Annotated in this window: 11 protein-coding genes and 2 pseudogenes; 2 read left to right on the top strand and 11 right to left on the bottom strand. The window is 59.4% G+C overall.

The annotated features are described in order from the left end of the window. Positions 1-180: 180 nt before the first annotated feature. The 6 genes from ABVS03_RS09745 to ABVS03_RS09720 all read right to left on the bottom strand — a co-directional run bounded on the left by ABVS03_RS09745 (position 181) and on the right by ABVS03_RS09720 (position 6,877). A complete protein-coding gene (locus ABVS03_RS09745; protein WP_368018956.1) occupies positions 181-1,104 on the bottom strand; it encodes a DMT family transporter in 924 nt (307 codons plus the stop codon). A 2-nt stretch (positions 1,105-1,106) separates the two neighbouring features. Beyond that, on the bottom strand, positions 1,107-2,900 hold the full coding sequence (locus tag ABVS03_RS09740) for an NTP transferase domain-containing protein (RefSeq protein WP_368018955.1): 1,794 nt from the start codon (positions 2,898-2,900) through the stop codon (positions 1,107-1,109). 255 nt (positions 2,901-3,155) lie between these two features. Continuing rightward, positions 3,156-3,689 carry a transposase gene (locus tag ABVS03_RS09735; RefSeq protein WP_368018958.1) on the bottom strand — a complete coding sequence of 178 codons (534 nt, stop codon included), beginning with the start codon at positions 3,687-3,689 and terminating at the stop codon, positions 3,156-3,158. Between the two features lie 25 nt (positions 3,690-3,714). Further along, positions 3,715-4,152, bottom strand: coding sequence for a transposase (locus ABVS03_RS09730; RefSeq protein ID WP_368018954.1), 438 nt, complete (start codon positions 4,150-4,152; stop codon positions 3,715-3,717). 389 nt (positions 4,153-4,541) lie between these two features. Continuing rightward, entirely contained in the window at positions 4,542-5,666 is a 1,125-nt protein-coding gene (locus tag ABVS03_RS09725) for a hypothetical protein (protein WP_368018953.1), read from the bottom strand. 212 nt (positions 5,667-5,878) lie between these two features. Then, on the bottom strand, positions 5,879-6,877 hold the full coding sequence (locus ABVS03_RS09720) for a hypothetical protein (RefSeq protein ID WP_368018952.1): 999 nt from the start codon (positions 6,875-6,877) through the stop codon (positions 5,879-5,881). 170 nt (positions 6,878-7,047) lie between these two features. On the opposite strand from ABVS03_RS09720, the pseudogene ABVS03_RS09715 reads away from it, so the two are divergent. Then, a pseudogene (locus ABVS03_RS09715) lies at positions 7,048-8,184 on the top strand (IS3 family transposase); the annotation flags it as partial. 47 nt (positions 8,185-8,231) lie between these two features. Here the strand turns inward: ABVS03_RS09715 and ABVS03_RS09710 are convergent. The 3 genes and pseudogenes from ABVS03_RS09710 to ABVS03_RS09700 all read right to left on the bottom strand — a co-directional run bounded on the left by ABVS03_RS09710 (position 8,232) and on the right by ABVS03_RS09700 (position 10,353). Further along, the gene (locus tag ABVS03_RS09710) at positions 8,232-9,101 is read right to left on the bottom strand and encodes an IS3 family transposase (RefSeq protein WP_368018957.1); all 870 of its coding nucleotides are present in this window, start codon (positions 9,099-9,101) and stop codon (positions 8,232-8,234) included. After that, positions 9,005-9,289 (bottom strand): annotated as a pseudogene (locus ABVS03_RS09705) (transposase); the annotation flags it as partial. The gene ABVS03_RS09710 and the pseudogene ABVS03_RS09705, both read right to left, overlap by 97 nt. Before the next feature lie 92 nt (positions 9,290-9,381). Beyond that, positions 9,382-10,353, bottom strand: coding sequence for a tyrosine-type recombinase/integrase (locus tag ABVS03_RS09700; protein WP_368018951.1), 972 nt, complete (start codon positions 10,351-10,353; stop codon positions 9,382-9,384). Between ABVS03_RS09700 and ABVS03_RS09695 the strand changes: the two genes are divergently transcribed. Further along, a complete protein-coding gene (locus ABVS03_RS09695; RefSeq protein ID WP_368018950.1) occupies positions 10,315-10,668 on the top strand; it encodes an IS3 family transposase in 354 nt (117 codons plus the stop codon). The two genes, ABVS03_RS09700 and ABVS03_RS09695, sit on opposite strands and share 39 nt — an antisense overlap. A gap of 86 nt (positions 10,669-10,754) precedes the next feature. Here ABVS03_RS09695 and ABVS03_RS09690 read toward each other — a convergent pair whose 3' ends face one another. Further along, complete coding sequence (locus ABVS03_RS09690; RefSeq protein WP_368018949.1) at positions 10,755-12,629, bottom strand: N-acetylmuramoyl-L-alanine amidase; 1,875 nt, start codon at positions 12,627-12,629, stop codon at positions 10,755-10,757. 254 nt (positions 12,630-12,883) lie between these two features. Further along, the gene (locus ABVS03_RS09685; protein ID WP_368018948.1) at positions 12,884-14,341 is read right to left on the bottom strand and encodes a sugar nucleotide-binding protein; all 1,458 of its coding nucleotides are present in this window, start codon (positions 14,339-14,341) and stop codon (positions 12,884-12,886) included. Positions 14,342-14,345: the final 4 nt, after the last annotated feature.

The raw sequence follows: 14,345 nt of genomic DNA, 5'->3' as shown, positions 1-14,345 counted from the left end.
CGTCATCTATGCGGTGATGCGCGACCGGGTGCCATATGTGGAGCCGCCAGCGGACAATGTAGAAAAGTCACCTGCTACGGCTTGACAGAACTATAGGGACACCCCCCTATTTGTTGCGCAACATTTTGGATGCTTCTGAGCGGTCCGCTTCATTCCGACATACGGTGACGCTGCTCTTCGTCAGCGTGCCGGAGAGAGTATCGCCTTCCAGTCAGGCGTTGCCGAAAGAACGGTGCCACAGATGATCACGATGCAGCAGACGATCTCGAGTGGACCTGGGATGGCTCCTGTGAGAGCTCCGAATACCACAGCCCAGGCCGAATAGGAGATGTTCAGCGCCATGGCCTTTGCGGCACCGATAGCGTCGATGCCCTTGTAATAGAAGAGATAGGAAATAGTGCCGGCAAGGGCAGAGACAATCAGGACCAGGTTGGAAACTGTGGGAAGCGCCTGGAACACAAGGCTGTAGCTGCCTGCAAGGGGCACGACTGCTATGGCATAGATGAGCGCAGATGAGGTCTCGCGGATCTGAAGCGCCGTCTCGTTGTCGACAGAATCATCCTTCATGCCCCAGGCAAGAATCACCGCTTCAGAGCCCCAGCCAATGACGCAGACAAGAGCTCCGAGGATGCCGAGGACGGGGTTTCCCGGCACATCCGCAGAAGCGGAGCTCCAGCCCATCACCATGATGCCCAGAAGCGCAACCAGGAGCGCACCAATCTGCTTGGGCGTCATCTTCTCCTTGAGGAAGATATAGGAGAGGATGGCTCCGAAGGCAGGATAGAAGGCAGATATCGCTGCCGTATAGCCGGCGCCAATATTGCCGATGGCAAGAAGATAGCCGCTCATGCCAAGGGGTCCACCCAGAAGAGCACCAAGGATGACAACCTTGCCGCTCCTGGTCTTCAATGCCGCAGCCGTATCCTTCAGCCTGCCGCGGACGCCCATGAAGATGAGAAGCAGGATTGCGCAGGCTGCATCATGCATGAAGGCGCTTGCTACAGTCGCTTCTGCGGCGCCGACGAACGGTACCATGGAGAGGGCAATGCCCAGGATGACGGTATCGATGCCCCAGAGAATGCCGCTCATGAGTCCATATTTCATGGCTATTCCTCCGTATCGCTTTCTTTCTTCACGCCATACCAGGAAAGGACCTCATCGATATAGTCGGCGGCGTAGCTGTAGTAGATATAGAACCACTCGCCCACATTCTCGCCATCAGCCTCTTTCACGAGAGACCAGACATACCAGCACCAGCCAGCAAGGACTATCTCTCCCCAGAAGTGGCGCCGCTCTTCAAGAGTTGGCACATGTCCGAGATAGTAGGAAAGGGCAAGGTTTGATCTCTTGCGGTCAAGCTGGCAGCAGACGCAGAACGTGCCGAAGTCGTTAGCCACATCGGACATGCCTGCATATTCCCAGTCAATCAGGCTGTAGTGTCCCTCCTGGTCAATGAGGAAGTTGAGGGAGAAGAAGTCATTGTGGTTCACGCATTTGGGATACCCATCCTTCTCCAGCAGGCCATGGAGCATCGCTGCCTTCCGCTCAAGCTCATCATAGCCAGGAACATCGATTGGTCCACGCTCTTTGAGCTGGGCCTCATAGTGCTTGCCCTCGTCGAAGAAGTCGAACTTCCTGTCCAGATGCGCTCCGCTCTCATGAAGCTTCCGGCACATCTCCATCGCGGTCTTCAGCTGCTCGTCGTCCATCGGATCGAGGTTCTTCGCATTCGGGATGAAGCGTGATATCTTCCATCCAGCATTGGGATCCTCATAGATGAAGGTCTCATCGAGCCCCAGCTTCTTTGCAAGCCTGAGACCTGCCTCCTCGGAGCGCCTGTCGACAAGTTTCTCCGTGCCGACGCCAGGATGCCGATAGACGTACTCTCCCTCATTCGTGCTGAAATGGCAGGAGAGGTTCGTAAGGCCCTGCTTCAGGGGATAGAAGTCATGGATTTCGCTCTTGCTGCAATGCAGGATAGAGACAATATTGTCCAGGATGTCCGAATCCACGTTCTCCATGAAGGCAGGATCGAAATTCCTGAGCTCATCGATCGAATCGAATTCATTGATGACGCCAGCAGGATATTTCCTGATACGCATGTCGAGCTCTTTGATATGGTCGAGATAGATGCTCTCCCAGAGCTTTCCTGCTGTCTCGGGGTGGGCATACTCTGCCTCCAGAATGGAGACGAACCGCTTCGAAAACTCCCGGTCAAAATAGACATGGCCGAGCATGATCCAGGAATCATGCCCGCCGACTGTGACACCGGTAATCCTTCCGTTTGCAGCAGTCTCTATGCACCATTCGCCGGTCTCACCTGCAGCATAGATGGCAGAATACTCGGCCTTGTAGACATGGTCACGGAAGACATTCTCGGTGAAGTAGTCATCGGATGAGCAGATATAGGTATTGCCGAGGATATTGCGCACACGCCAGAGCGTGCCATTGTTGTTTCGTGTGGCATATTCAGGATTCACGACAATGCGGACGCCGAACTTCTCCTTGAGGTAGAAGAAGTACTCCTTCTTGTAGCCGACGACGACCGTGATATCGTCTATGCCTGCCTTTCTGAGCTGGCGTATCTGTCGCTCTATGAGCACCTCTCCCCTGACCTTAAGAAGCCCCTTCGGCTTCTCATAGGAGATGGGTGCGAAGCGCGAGGAAAGACCTGCAGCCATGATGACAGCATTGTCTACACTGTATGGCTCAAGTGCAGCAAGACCCCTCGAGGAGATGGACCCGTCTTCGATGAGCTGCTTCTCAGCGAGCTCGGAGAGCATCTTGTTGACTGTCCCCAAGGACAGTCCAGTCTTTTCTGCAATCTGTCTCTGGCTTGGCCTGGATGCATCCCTGCTGAGCTCATAGAGCACCTCGAATTCCTTCTGCTTGAGTGCCATGGCATCCCTTCCATTGGTGTTCATTATTTCCGTATTCATCATACTATTGAACGTTCATTATTTCTTGAATTTCTTGATTTTTGTACAAAAAGGGATGCACAGGCTCACCCATGCAGCCTCCCATTCCAAGCCCACAGCTCCATGCACTGAGAAACCCAGACAGACAGCCCATCTGATGCGAAGTAGCAAGGCATTTCATCCAAGGCCTGCCAGCACACGATAATGGCAAGAAATGGCTGACGACTTGCAGCATAGTTAGGCTCCCTGAACTGTAAGCTGCTCAGGCAAGCTCGCGGGGAGCTTCGGCTGGACCGTCGCGGTGGCTGCGATGCCGGAGAGCGGGACGTGCATGAGGCACATCTCATGGAGCAGCTCCATGCAGGCGCAGGAGGAGCTCCTGTGGCTGTACCTCCAGCTGAAGGAGTCCGCATATGACTGCAGGTGCGTCCTGGAGAGGCCGTGGAAGGCTCCCTCGACATATGCCTTGAAGTTCGAGATCACCCTGTGGACCATGGGAAGCGATGCGTCGCCGTCCGCGCTGTCGTATCCCTTCTGCTCGAGGCCCCGGAAGGAGGAGAGGCCTGCAGCCATGCCGCTCCAGGCATCCGCACGTATCCTCGATGCATGGCAGAGGTGGTCATGCCCGAACTGGCGCCAGGAGCCTCCCGAGCAGTCCTCCGCACAGCGGACCACGCACGATCCCTTCCCTGCAGGCGCCCTGTCCACGGCGGCGAGCATCGGCTGCTGCTCCGTGCCGCGCCCGCTCGTGCCATGGGCCTTCGTCCCGATATAGAAGTCGTCCGCCTCGACAGTGTCAGCAGCAAGGACGCTGGAGGCACTCCGATCCGGCCATGGCGCAGCGGATGCGGGCGAGCACCCGTCCTGCCGTCTTGTAGCTGCAGCCTATCTGCCTCTGGAGGGCGCAGGCGCTCACGCCTGCCTTCTGGCCGGACATGAGCCATATGGCCACGAACCACTTCCTGAGCTCGAGATGGGTCCCTTCCATCATCGTGCCTGCCGTGACGGAGAACTGGTGCGAGCACTTGGTGCACTGCCACTTGTGGGCATGCCCGTGCACCTTGGAGCAGGTCCTGTTCCCGCACACGGGGCAGACGAAGCCTCCGGGATGCCTCTCCTCGAGGAGCCTCCTCTCGCACGACTCCTCGTCGGGATATCTCTCGAGGAGGCCCATGAGCGTCCCCCTGCTCTCGCATTCGCGCCTGCTCAGCCCGCCTGCATGGCCCTTCGCCATCTCGTCCCCCGATCTTCCGGATGCATCAGCCGTTCATCCATATGATGCGGTTCGGCGGCGACAGGAATTCCTGCGGTTATGCCGGAGGTCCTAAGCCATTTGGCAAGATTGCTATCCATGAGAAAGGCTGCGCAGTTCGCTGAGATGCAGCGCCACGCATTCCGATGGCACATGCAACCCCTCTCCTCACAACGAGCGACCCGAACAATCGTCGTCCTGTCGAGAACTTTCTCACCCATACCATCTATCGGTCACGCTGTGGACGGTTTCTTCTGCCGCACTTCCTCTGCAACAGCGGCCGAAATCCTCAACAGAGCAGAGGAGGCCTCCCGCCAGGAGAGGCCTCCCCATGCTTGGAAGGATATGCAGCGCAGGTGTCGACCCCGGTGCTACTTGCCAGGCACCCAGGCGCCGTCGGCGCCGACATAGTAGCCATCGGGCGTCGTTGCATTCGTTAGCATCGCTCCGCTGGAGCCGAGGTAGTAGTTCCCTACCCAGCAGTCGTGGAGCATCGCGCCAGAGCCAGAGAGGCAGTACCAGGAGCCGTTGATCTTCTGCCAGCCGGTCCGCATGGCGCCGTTGTCGGCGAACCAGTACCAAGCGCCGTTGACGAGCTGCCAGCCTGTCCCCATGGCTCCGGATCCCGTGAGCCAGTACCAGGTCCCGCCATCGTTCAGCCAGCCTGTCTGCATGGTACCGGATTGGGCGAAGTAGTACCACCGGGCATCGTCGTAATAGCGGATACCAGTCATCTTGCTGGCATCGATCTCTTCTGTGCTGAGGTCGCCTCCTCCTTCATCCCACCACCACTTGCCATCCTTGTTGAGATAGCCTGTGCCGATCTTCTGCCATCCAGTAGCCATGAGGCCACGAGGCACCAAAGCGTTTCCGTCATCCGGCCAGGTCGGCATGAAGTAGTACCAGGTTCCATCAATCTTCTTCCAGAGGAAGCGCATATGGCTGTCAGCATCCAATGGTGACGGCTCGAAATAGCACCAGCCTCCTGGATAGCCATCGCTTGCTGGAATGTACCTCCATCCTGTCGCGATGGCACCATCATCACCGCTGTATGTCAGTGGATAGAAGCCAGCCCATCCACCAAGCTCCTTTAGTTGATTGCAGACCAGTTGCCCGTTGCTTTCGAAAAAGTATGTCTTTCCGTCGATCTCCTGATAGTGCGTTGCCATCTTTCCGTCGGACAGCAGGTAGTACCAGGACCCTCCATCCATGAGCCAGCCGGTCTGCATCCAGCCGGCAGAGTCGAAGTGGTACCACTCGTAGTCGATCTCCTTCCAGCAGTTTGCTGGATAGGATCCGTCGGCATTCCGGTACCACCATCTGCTGCCGCTCTGCATCCACTGGCCCTTGGCCTCCATGGTTGCGGCACAGGCCTCTGTGCTCGCGATGCTCCCCGCCGGAGCCATGGCCGGTGCCGCCGGCGCGGCGATGAGGGCTGCCGCAAGGGCTATCGCAAGCTTGCCCTTCAGGCCAGTGCGCTTCATGCATGCATCCATGAGCTTCCTCCTTCTCCTCGGAGATTTCTGGATTCAGCCTGAATGTAGCCTCTGCCCCCCCTATTTGTTGCGCAACATTTTCAGAGTCCGCAGGCGGCATACGGAAGAGGGAAGGCAGACGGATCCGATGCAATGGCAAAGAGAAAAGGAGGCCTCCCATTGAAAGAGGCCTCCCCATAGATGGAAGGACAAAATGTCCTGGCAATATTCTCCTATCTTACCCAGGCCCCGTCAGGCCCGACATAGTAGCCGTCGGGCGTCCAAGCATTCGTGAGCATCGCTCCGCTGGAACCGAGGTAGTAGTTCCCTACCCAGCAGTCGTGGAGCATCGCGCCTGAGCCGGAGAGATAGTACCAGGAGCCATTGATGATCTGCCAGTCTGTTGCCATCGCGCCAGACCCTGTGAGCCAGTACCAGGTTCCGCCGACATTCACCCAGCCTACTGCCATGGCACCGGAATCCAGAAGGTAGTACCAGCTCCCGCCATAGGCGAGCCAGCCTGTCTGCATCACTCCGTTCTGGTCGCTGTAGTACCAGTCAGTCTCGAAATCGGGCTGGAACCATCCCGTTGCCAGCGAGGCATAGTTGATCACCGATCCATAGGAACCCTTGAGGAAGTACCACTTGCCGTCGATCTTCTGCCAGCCGAATTGCATGGCGCCATCCGTGCCGCAGTAGATCCAGCCATCAATATCGAAATTGCCCGTGTGGCCGACGTAATACCAGCCTGTCACCATAGATCCGTCAGGAGCGAAGTAATAGAGCTTTATAAGGCCGCCCGAGGAGAGGTCATGCAGAATGGTGTTGGAGATCATCTTATAGCCGGCATTCCATTCATAATCGAAGTAATACCATTTGCCGCCGATTGCCTGCCAATATTTTACGGAAGCACCTGAAGCATCAAGGTAGTACCAGTTACCTCCATCCTGGAGCCAGCCGGTCTGCATCCAGCCAGCGGAGTCGAAGTGATACCACTTGCCATCGATCTCCTGCCAGCAGCTCTTAGGATAGGATCCGTCGGCATTCCGGTACCACCATCTGCCATTGCTCGAGACCCACTGCCCCTGCGATGCTGCCGTCGCTGCATAGGCCTCCGTCGCACCGAGACTTGTTGCAGGCGCCAGCGCTGCTGCTCCGGCAGTGACCAGGACCGCCGTCAGCACGAGAGCGAGCTTCCTTCTCCATCCGGATACGGATTTCTTCGATCTCATCTGTTCCTCCTTCTGATGAAAGCCAGCTAGCTCAGCACAATCTGAATGTACATCTACGTGGATTGCAAGATATTGCGCAACATTCCTATGGCACACGCGTTGGATGGCGGAAATGATCGGGGCATGCGGACAAAAAGTTGGACCAGATACGGTCCGGTCAGGAGTCCGCAATGAGCTTCACGCCAGAGCAGAAAGAGAGAGCGCTCGAAGTCCTCGAGGAATGCGGCGGGAAGATGACCCTCGCAATCCGCAAGCTCGGATATCCCTGCAGGCAGACCATGTATGCCTGGATCCGGGAGAGCGATGCTGCGCATGTGAGGACTGCCGGCCGTCCCTTCAGCCACTACGATCCCGAGACGAAGGCGGAGGCCGTCAGGCTCGTGCAGGGCGGGATGGACGGGAAGGACGTGGCGAAGGCGCTCGGGGTGCTCAATGCTGCCACTGTGTACAATTGGGCGAGATCGGCCGAGAGGGAGGAGCCTTCCACGCCAGCCAAACCGACCGTGCCCGAAGGGAGCGAGCATGCCTGGTCGGGCTTCGAAGGGACGCCCGAGGAGTGCATAAGGCAGCTCGAGCTCGAGAACGACATCCTGCGCGGGGTGGTGGAGGTTTTAAAAGCCGCAAGCCTCGATGCGCTGACGAACAGGGAGAAGACCCTGGTCATAGAGCATCTGAGGCAGACGACCGGCCACGCCCTGAAAGACCTCACCGCTTCCTTGAGGATATCGAAGAGCTCCTATGAGTACCAGCGTGCGGCGCTTGCCAGGCCTGACAAGTATGCCGGGCTGCGCTCGAAGATAGCGGATATCTTCGAGGGTGCCAGCCGGTCGCGCGGCTACCGCTACGTGACCCACGAGCTCAGGGAGCTCGAGGAGCCCATCGTGGTCTCCGAGAAGGTCGTGAGGCGCATCATGCGCGAGGAGGGCATGGAGGTCACGCGCAAGAGGGCAGGAAAGCCATGCAGCTCCTACAAGGGGGAGATCACGGATGCCCCCGAGAACCTGGTGAAGCGTGACTTCGCTGCAGGCCTCCCGAACTTCCTGTGGCTCACCGACATCACAGAGTTCGCCATCCCTGCAGGCAAGTCCTATCTCAGCCCGGTGCTCGACTGCTTCGACGGAGCCCTGCCTGCATGGTCGATCTCGTCGGCTCCGGACGACGAGCTCTCCGATTCCATGCTCGAGAAGGCATGCGCAGGCCTGGCTCCGGACGAGCATCCCGTCATCCACAGCGACCGCGGCTGCCACTACAGATGGCCTGGGTGGATCGCGATCTGCGAGAGGAACGGCCTCATCAGGAGCATGTCGGCCAAGGGATGCTCCCCGGACAACTCCGCCATGGAATCGTTATGTGCTCAAGCACATAACGATTCAGCCACTGCATTGTCGTGGCAGCTGCCCGTGCGGCCCACGGAGAGCCTCACGTCGTGCGCTGCGGCCCATGCGGCGAGCTCCGCGCTCGTGTACTGGCTGCCGCGGTCGCTGTGGAATATGGCCCCTCCGGCGACGTATCCGCGCGAATATGCCATCCCGGGCGCCGAGACGACGAGCCCTGCCCTCATGTTGTCCCGCAGTCTCCAGCCGACGACCATGCGCGTGCACAGGTCGATCACGACGGCGAGGCAGCTGGAGCCTCCCGTGGTCCTGAGACAGGCTATGCCGGCCACGAGCTTCGCGGTCGGCACGGGGCACGAGAAGTCCCGACCGATGAGGTCGGGGCGCTCGGGGGCATCGGGATCGGGCACCGTCGTCCTCTTCGAGGCATTGGGGCAGATGCCACGGATGCCCAGCTCGGACATGCATTTCCGCACACGGCAGCGGGTCGTGCCGGCGAATCCGGCGTACCTGTCGTCGTCCATGAGCTTGGACCAGACCTTCCGGAAGCCGAAGCGCCTGCCGCTCTCCTCCCATATCGCGATGATGGCCTCCTTGAGAGCGCCCCAAGGGTCCTCTCCGCCTCCGGCCCCGGGCCATCTGCAGGAGCCCGACCTGCTCACCCCGAGCACCCGTGCCATCATCGAGACGCTGCAGCCCACTCTCTCCGCCAGCATGAGCCGGTACTTGTCCTGCGTCAGAGGCTCCTGGCGAAGAAGGCTGCCGCTTTTCTTGGGAACTCGTTCTCGGCCTCGAGCTCCCTTATGCGCTTCCTCGCCGCGCCGGGCTCCTTCTGCTCGTCCGTCCTCTCCTGGGTCACCTTCCCGGTCTCCGGGTGCTTGATGATCCAGTCGTTCAGGGTCTTGTCGCTGGTCCCGAGCTCTGCGGCGCACTCCCTGATGCTCTTCTTCGGATCGGCCTCGACTGCCTTCCTGTAGTACTCGACTGCCTCGAGCCGGTACTCCTCCGTGTACTGCCGGGGGAGCCTGCCCCTGTCCCTCGATTCCGCCTTCTCGATCTCGCTTGCGCTCCCCGACATCTCTTCGCTCCAATCTGCTGGTGCTGGTGGGTGGGCATCTGGGCAGAGGATATACGCTGCCAGTTCCTGCCGTCCCCCTGTCCACCAAAAGATTACAGCTCAGCCGTCTGGACCTGGTGCGACCGCATGGGCGTTCCGGCCGTGCTCAGGAAGAGGGAGCGGGTTCCTTCGGCCTTCCCCCGCATCGTGGCATAGCGCTCCAGCGCCGCTCCTGTCCGCCCGCCCAGGGGCAGCACCCTCCCTGTCCTGCCCTTCGACCCGCGCACGGCAATCGTGCCGTCTGCCCATGAGATGTCGTCCAGGGCCAGGTTCGCGACATCGCATGCCCTGAGCCCGAGCATGCCCATGCACAGGGCCATCGCCGCATCCCTCGCCCCGCGCACCGTGCCGGAATCGCAGGATGCCAGAAGGGCCTCGAAATCCTCCTCGGAAAGCCGCCCGGGAACCGTGTGCTCGCGGCGCGCAGGGCCGTTCAGCGACACCGCATCGAGCGGCACGCACTCCATGCCCTTCCATCTCAGGAAGCGGATGTACGATCTCAGGTCGCTTCCCTGGAGGGCGCGCATCGACGCGCCTTCGGCCGTGGCTGCGGCCGTATGGCAGCCGGCGAAGTCATGCAGAGTGATCGCCCTGCGCTCGAAGGTGCCATCGGGAAAGACGGCGTGCAGGAACAGCTTTATGGAGGCGATCCTGTTCCTGATGGTCACGGGCTTTATGTTGCCGTGGATGGAGAGATACTTCCCGAATTCCGCAGGCTCCGCATCGATGGCTGCATCCGGCCGGAGCTCCGACGGGACGATGCGCTCGCGGTAGGGCTTCCCGAACCTGTAGGTCCACCATCTCCTCACAGCCGCTGCAGGGATGGTCGACGCCGTGTTGCGCGGCAGCTCCGAGATGTAGCCCTCGACGATCCTCCTGGCCTCGTCCTCTCCCGCTCCGAGCGCTTCCGGCCTCCTCTTCAGGAACGTGCTGACCCGGAAGCGGTAGTTCTTCGATGCAGTCTCCGAGTAGCCGTTGCCGAGCAGATGCCTGTGGAAGCCTTCAAGCTGCTGTATCCTGTCCATTCCGTCTCCTCTCTGCAGGATGCAGTCCCGACAGGGAAGACGTTACAGCGTTATGTGCTCAGCGGATTGCCGATATGCCCCTCCGCCTGCCGTCCGGCAACCACTCGGCACATAATCGCATCCAGCGCATTAGAGCAGGTCTTCGGGCACATCAAGGACGAGTTCTTCCGGGGACGCGACTGGAGCGACTTCGAGAGCTTCAAGCGCGACCTCGAGGCCTATATCCACCATTGGAACCACGTGAGGCGCCAGGCCAGGCTGAAGGGCCTGACCCCGGTGGAGTTCCGGGACCAGGCCCTTCGGGGGGCCGCCTAGCAGTTATGATTTATCGCGTCCAAGTTTTGGGGCGCAGTTCACTTTGAAGTCGAGGGGCTTCTTCGATTCGATCTGCAGCGCTGTACCTAGACTTTCAGTGTGATGAGCTTGTCATACCAGCTCTGCGCCTTCGAGATGTACTCATTATGCTGCGAGCCGCCAACAGCCAGCGATGCAGGGCAGGACGTGCTGCTGCACTCGTTGTGGCCGACGACATTGACGCCCCATTGTGGCCTTCCGAGCTGATATACGATGCAGAGCACTGCAACAAGCTTGGAGCCAGCGTTGATGGTTGTCTCAGTCAGTCTCCAGCCATTCCTGTCAGAAGAACCGGGAGCATCTGCGTGCTCGATACCGATAGACTCGAGATTGGTGTTCCAGTTGCCTGCCTGCCAAGCGGTATCGGAATCATAGACAAGCTGGCCTACCGTACCGTTTGTCTCGACCTGATAATGAGCCGATGCCTCGCGGGTCTGCCAGGTGTTCCAGCATCCCTCAGTCGTGAGCGACCCGGCATTGTGATGGATCACGATCTTCTTGATATAGTGCTGGACCCCGTCGTAATAGCGGCCTTCCATATAGTTCTTGTTCATATGGACTTCTTTGACCGTGCCGGACCAATAGGGGCTGTTCTTGAGCCAGCAATAGCTGTATCCCGTCTGGGGGGCCAGCTGAATGTCTCCGCCATCAGATACCCGATAGTAGCGCTTATTGGAAGGAGAGTACCACGTGGACTTCGTGGTAGCCTCGAATCCGGCAGTCGTGATGTAGCGCTTCTTGCCGTTGTCGTATACGATTTCATCGGTCTGCACCTTGCTGCCCGAGATGAGCAGCCTATCACCGGCAGGAGATGTGAACCATCCGTTTGATGGCACAGCAGTGCCGTACCAGGAGGGTCCAGCGCTCTTTGTGTATATCCATCCCAGACTGACAAGGTGATCGCGCTCAGATACCTGCGTCGTGTAGTGATGCGTAGCGATCTTTGCGTAAGGATTGAAGAGCGTGTAGACAGGAAGTGCCTTATTTGTATGGGAGAACCAGCCTACACCTTCGTTGGTCCATCCAATCTTAATGAGGCTCTTGCGCTCATCAGCGTTGGCAGTGTAGTAGTGGTCTCCGCTCCACTGGTTATAGAGACGGTAGACCTTCACTGTAGAGTAGGTGGGAGAGAACCAGGAGACGGACTCTCCCGACCAGCCGATAGCAATCAGATTGGTTGCCTCATAAGTATTGACCGTAAAGAAATGCTCTCCCGACCATTTGTTGTAGAGACGATAGAGAGGTACCTTGCCCGTCGTATCATAGCCAGCTGCTGAAGCGGCTGTGGCGGTCTCTGCAGACTTGGCTTCTGCTATCTTTTCCGTACTCGCGGCTGCTGCAGCGGCAGTGTCTTCTGCTGAAGAGGTGCTGCTTTCCTTCGCGGAAGCGGCACTTTCGTAAGATGCCTTCTCGCCCTCCGTTGAGGCACCGGCCTCCGAAGATTCCGCAGCAGATGCTGCCTTGCTGCTGTCTGCAGCTGCAGACGCTGAATTGCCTGTGCCCTCTGTGTCCTTCTTGTCACTTGCAGCTGTGCTCTCGCTGGAAGAGCATTTTGCTGCATCAGCCTCATCGCTCGTCTCTGCCTTGTCCGAGCTCTTCTGAGCCTTTGCAGAAGAAGCGGCTGCAGTGTCATCTGCCGCTTCGGTCTTGCTGGCAGCTGCTTCGGAAGCTGAATCCGACTTGCTGGATTTCTCTTCCTCTGCGGCAGCCGAAGAAAGCTGGGTCCCTGCCGTGCTCTGCGTTTCAGCGGCAGTGCTGCTCGCCGTTCCCGTTGCAGATGCCACTACGGCCTCGGCTGTCTTCGTGCTGCTGACAGTCTCCTGCACCGTCTGTCCATCTGCTGCCAGAGCCCGCACAGGCATGCAGACGAGCGCAAGCGTTATGACGCAGGCAGGCAGAGCACAGCGGCCGAATCTGAACATTCTTGCCTGATGCAGTATGGTGATGCCTCCCGACTACGATCTGATAGCATCGCTGCCACCAGATTCCCTTCCCGATGAAAAGCCATCGCAGCGGATTTCCTTAGAACCACAGATGTCTAGCGCTCGGGGCTTTTCTATTACTGGACGCTAATCCTCCAGCATATGATGCAGGGAGGATTTTACTCCCATTTCACGTTGCTGCATCGAATCTCAAAAGCCGCCAGCTGCAATCAGACAGCTGGCGGCTAGGTAGACTATTCCATGTTCTCCAGATATTCCTGGAGCTCTTCCTCCCAGTCGGGCATGTGGAAGCCTGCCGCCTCGAGCTTATGGAGCGAGAGGGCGGAGTGCACAGGCCTCGGGGCTACGGGGCCCTTGGCGGATGCGTAGTACTCGGCGGTGGAGACAGGCTTCACGGCATCGCCGTTGCCGTTCCTCTGCTGGAAGACCGCACGGGCAATGTCGGCCCAGCTCCTGACAGCGCCAGATCCCGTGCAGCCGTAGGTGCCGCATGCGGCATGCGTGTCCAGGAGATGGAATATGGCTGCCGCCATGTCCCTCGTGAAGGTGAGCCTTCCCAGCTGGTCGTCCACGACGGTAACCTCGGAGAGGCTGTCCTTGGGGTCCGCGCACCTGTCGGAGAGGGCGGCCATCGTCTTCACGAAGTTGCGGCCGTCGCCTATGACCCATGAGGAACGCAGGATATAGTGCCTCGGGCATCCTGCCACGGCAAGGTCGCCTGCCGCCTTGGACTGGCCGTAGACGGAGAGGGGGCTGAAGGGCTCGTCCTCCGCATGGAGCTCCCTCGTCCCGTCGAAGACGTAGTCCGAGGAGATGTGGACGAGGCGGATCCCATGTTCCGCGCAGGTGCGGGCGAGCAGCGCCGGCCCCTGGGCATTGGCCTTCCAGCAGGAGATGCGGCCCTCGGGGGTCTCGGCCCTGTCCACTGCCGTCCAGGCCCCGCAGTTGATCACGGTTCCGTAGAGGTCCCAGTCGTACTGGAAGTAGGCAGCAGGATCGGAGAAATCGAAGGCATCGATGTCGCAGAAGTCGAAGGAGGAGGCGATGCCGCGCTCCTCGGCGAGCCGCCTCACGGCGCGCCCCAGCTGGCCCCTGCATCCTGTGACGAGCGTCCTCTTCGGCGCCATGGGCACGACATCCCTGAGATACGGGTGATGGAGATCGGCCTCCGAGAGCGTGGCCTCGGAGAGCGGGATCGGCCACTGGATATCGAGCTCCGGGTCCGCCAGGTTCACGAAGGTATAGGTCTTCTTGAACTCCGCCGACCAGTGGGCATCGACGAGGTAGGTGTAGGCGGTGCCGTCCTCCAATGCCTGGAAGGAGTTGCCGACGCCCCTGGGGACATAGATGGCGCGGGAGGGGTCGAGCGTCGCGGTATAGACCTTGCCATACGTGGCAGAGCCCTGCCTGAGGTCCACCCAGGCTCCGAAGACCGATCCCGTGGCGACCGATATGAACTTGTCCCAGGGCTCCGCATGGATGCCGCGGGTCACGCCCCTCTCCGCGTTGAAGGAGATGTTGTTCTGCACGACATGGAGGTCGGGGATCCCGAGCGCCACCATCTTGGCCCTCTGCCAGTTCTCCTTGAACCAGCCTCTGGCATCCCCATGGACGGAGAGCTCCACGACCTTGAGGCCCTCTATGCCGGTCTCCGTGACAGAGAGATCCTTCTCGAATGCGAAATCGGACATGCTT

It is taken from the genome of Olsenella sp. AGMB03486 (assembly GCF_040884255.1).
Lineage (GTDB): Bacteria > Actinomycetota > Coriobacteriia > Coriobacteriales > Atopobiaceae > Olsenella_L > Olsenella_L kribbiana.
This window is presented reverse-complemented; position numbering and strand designations above follow the sequence as displayed.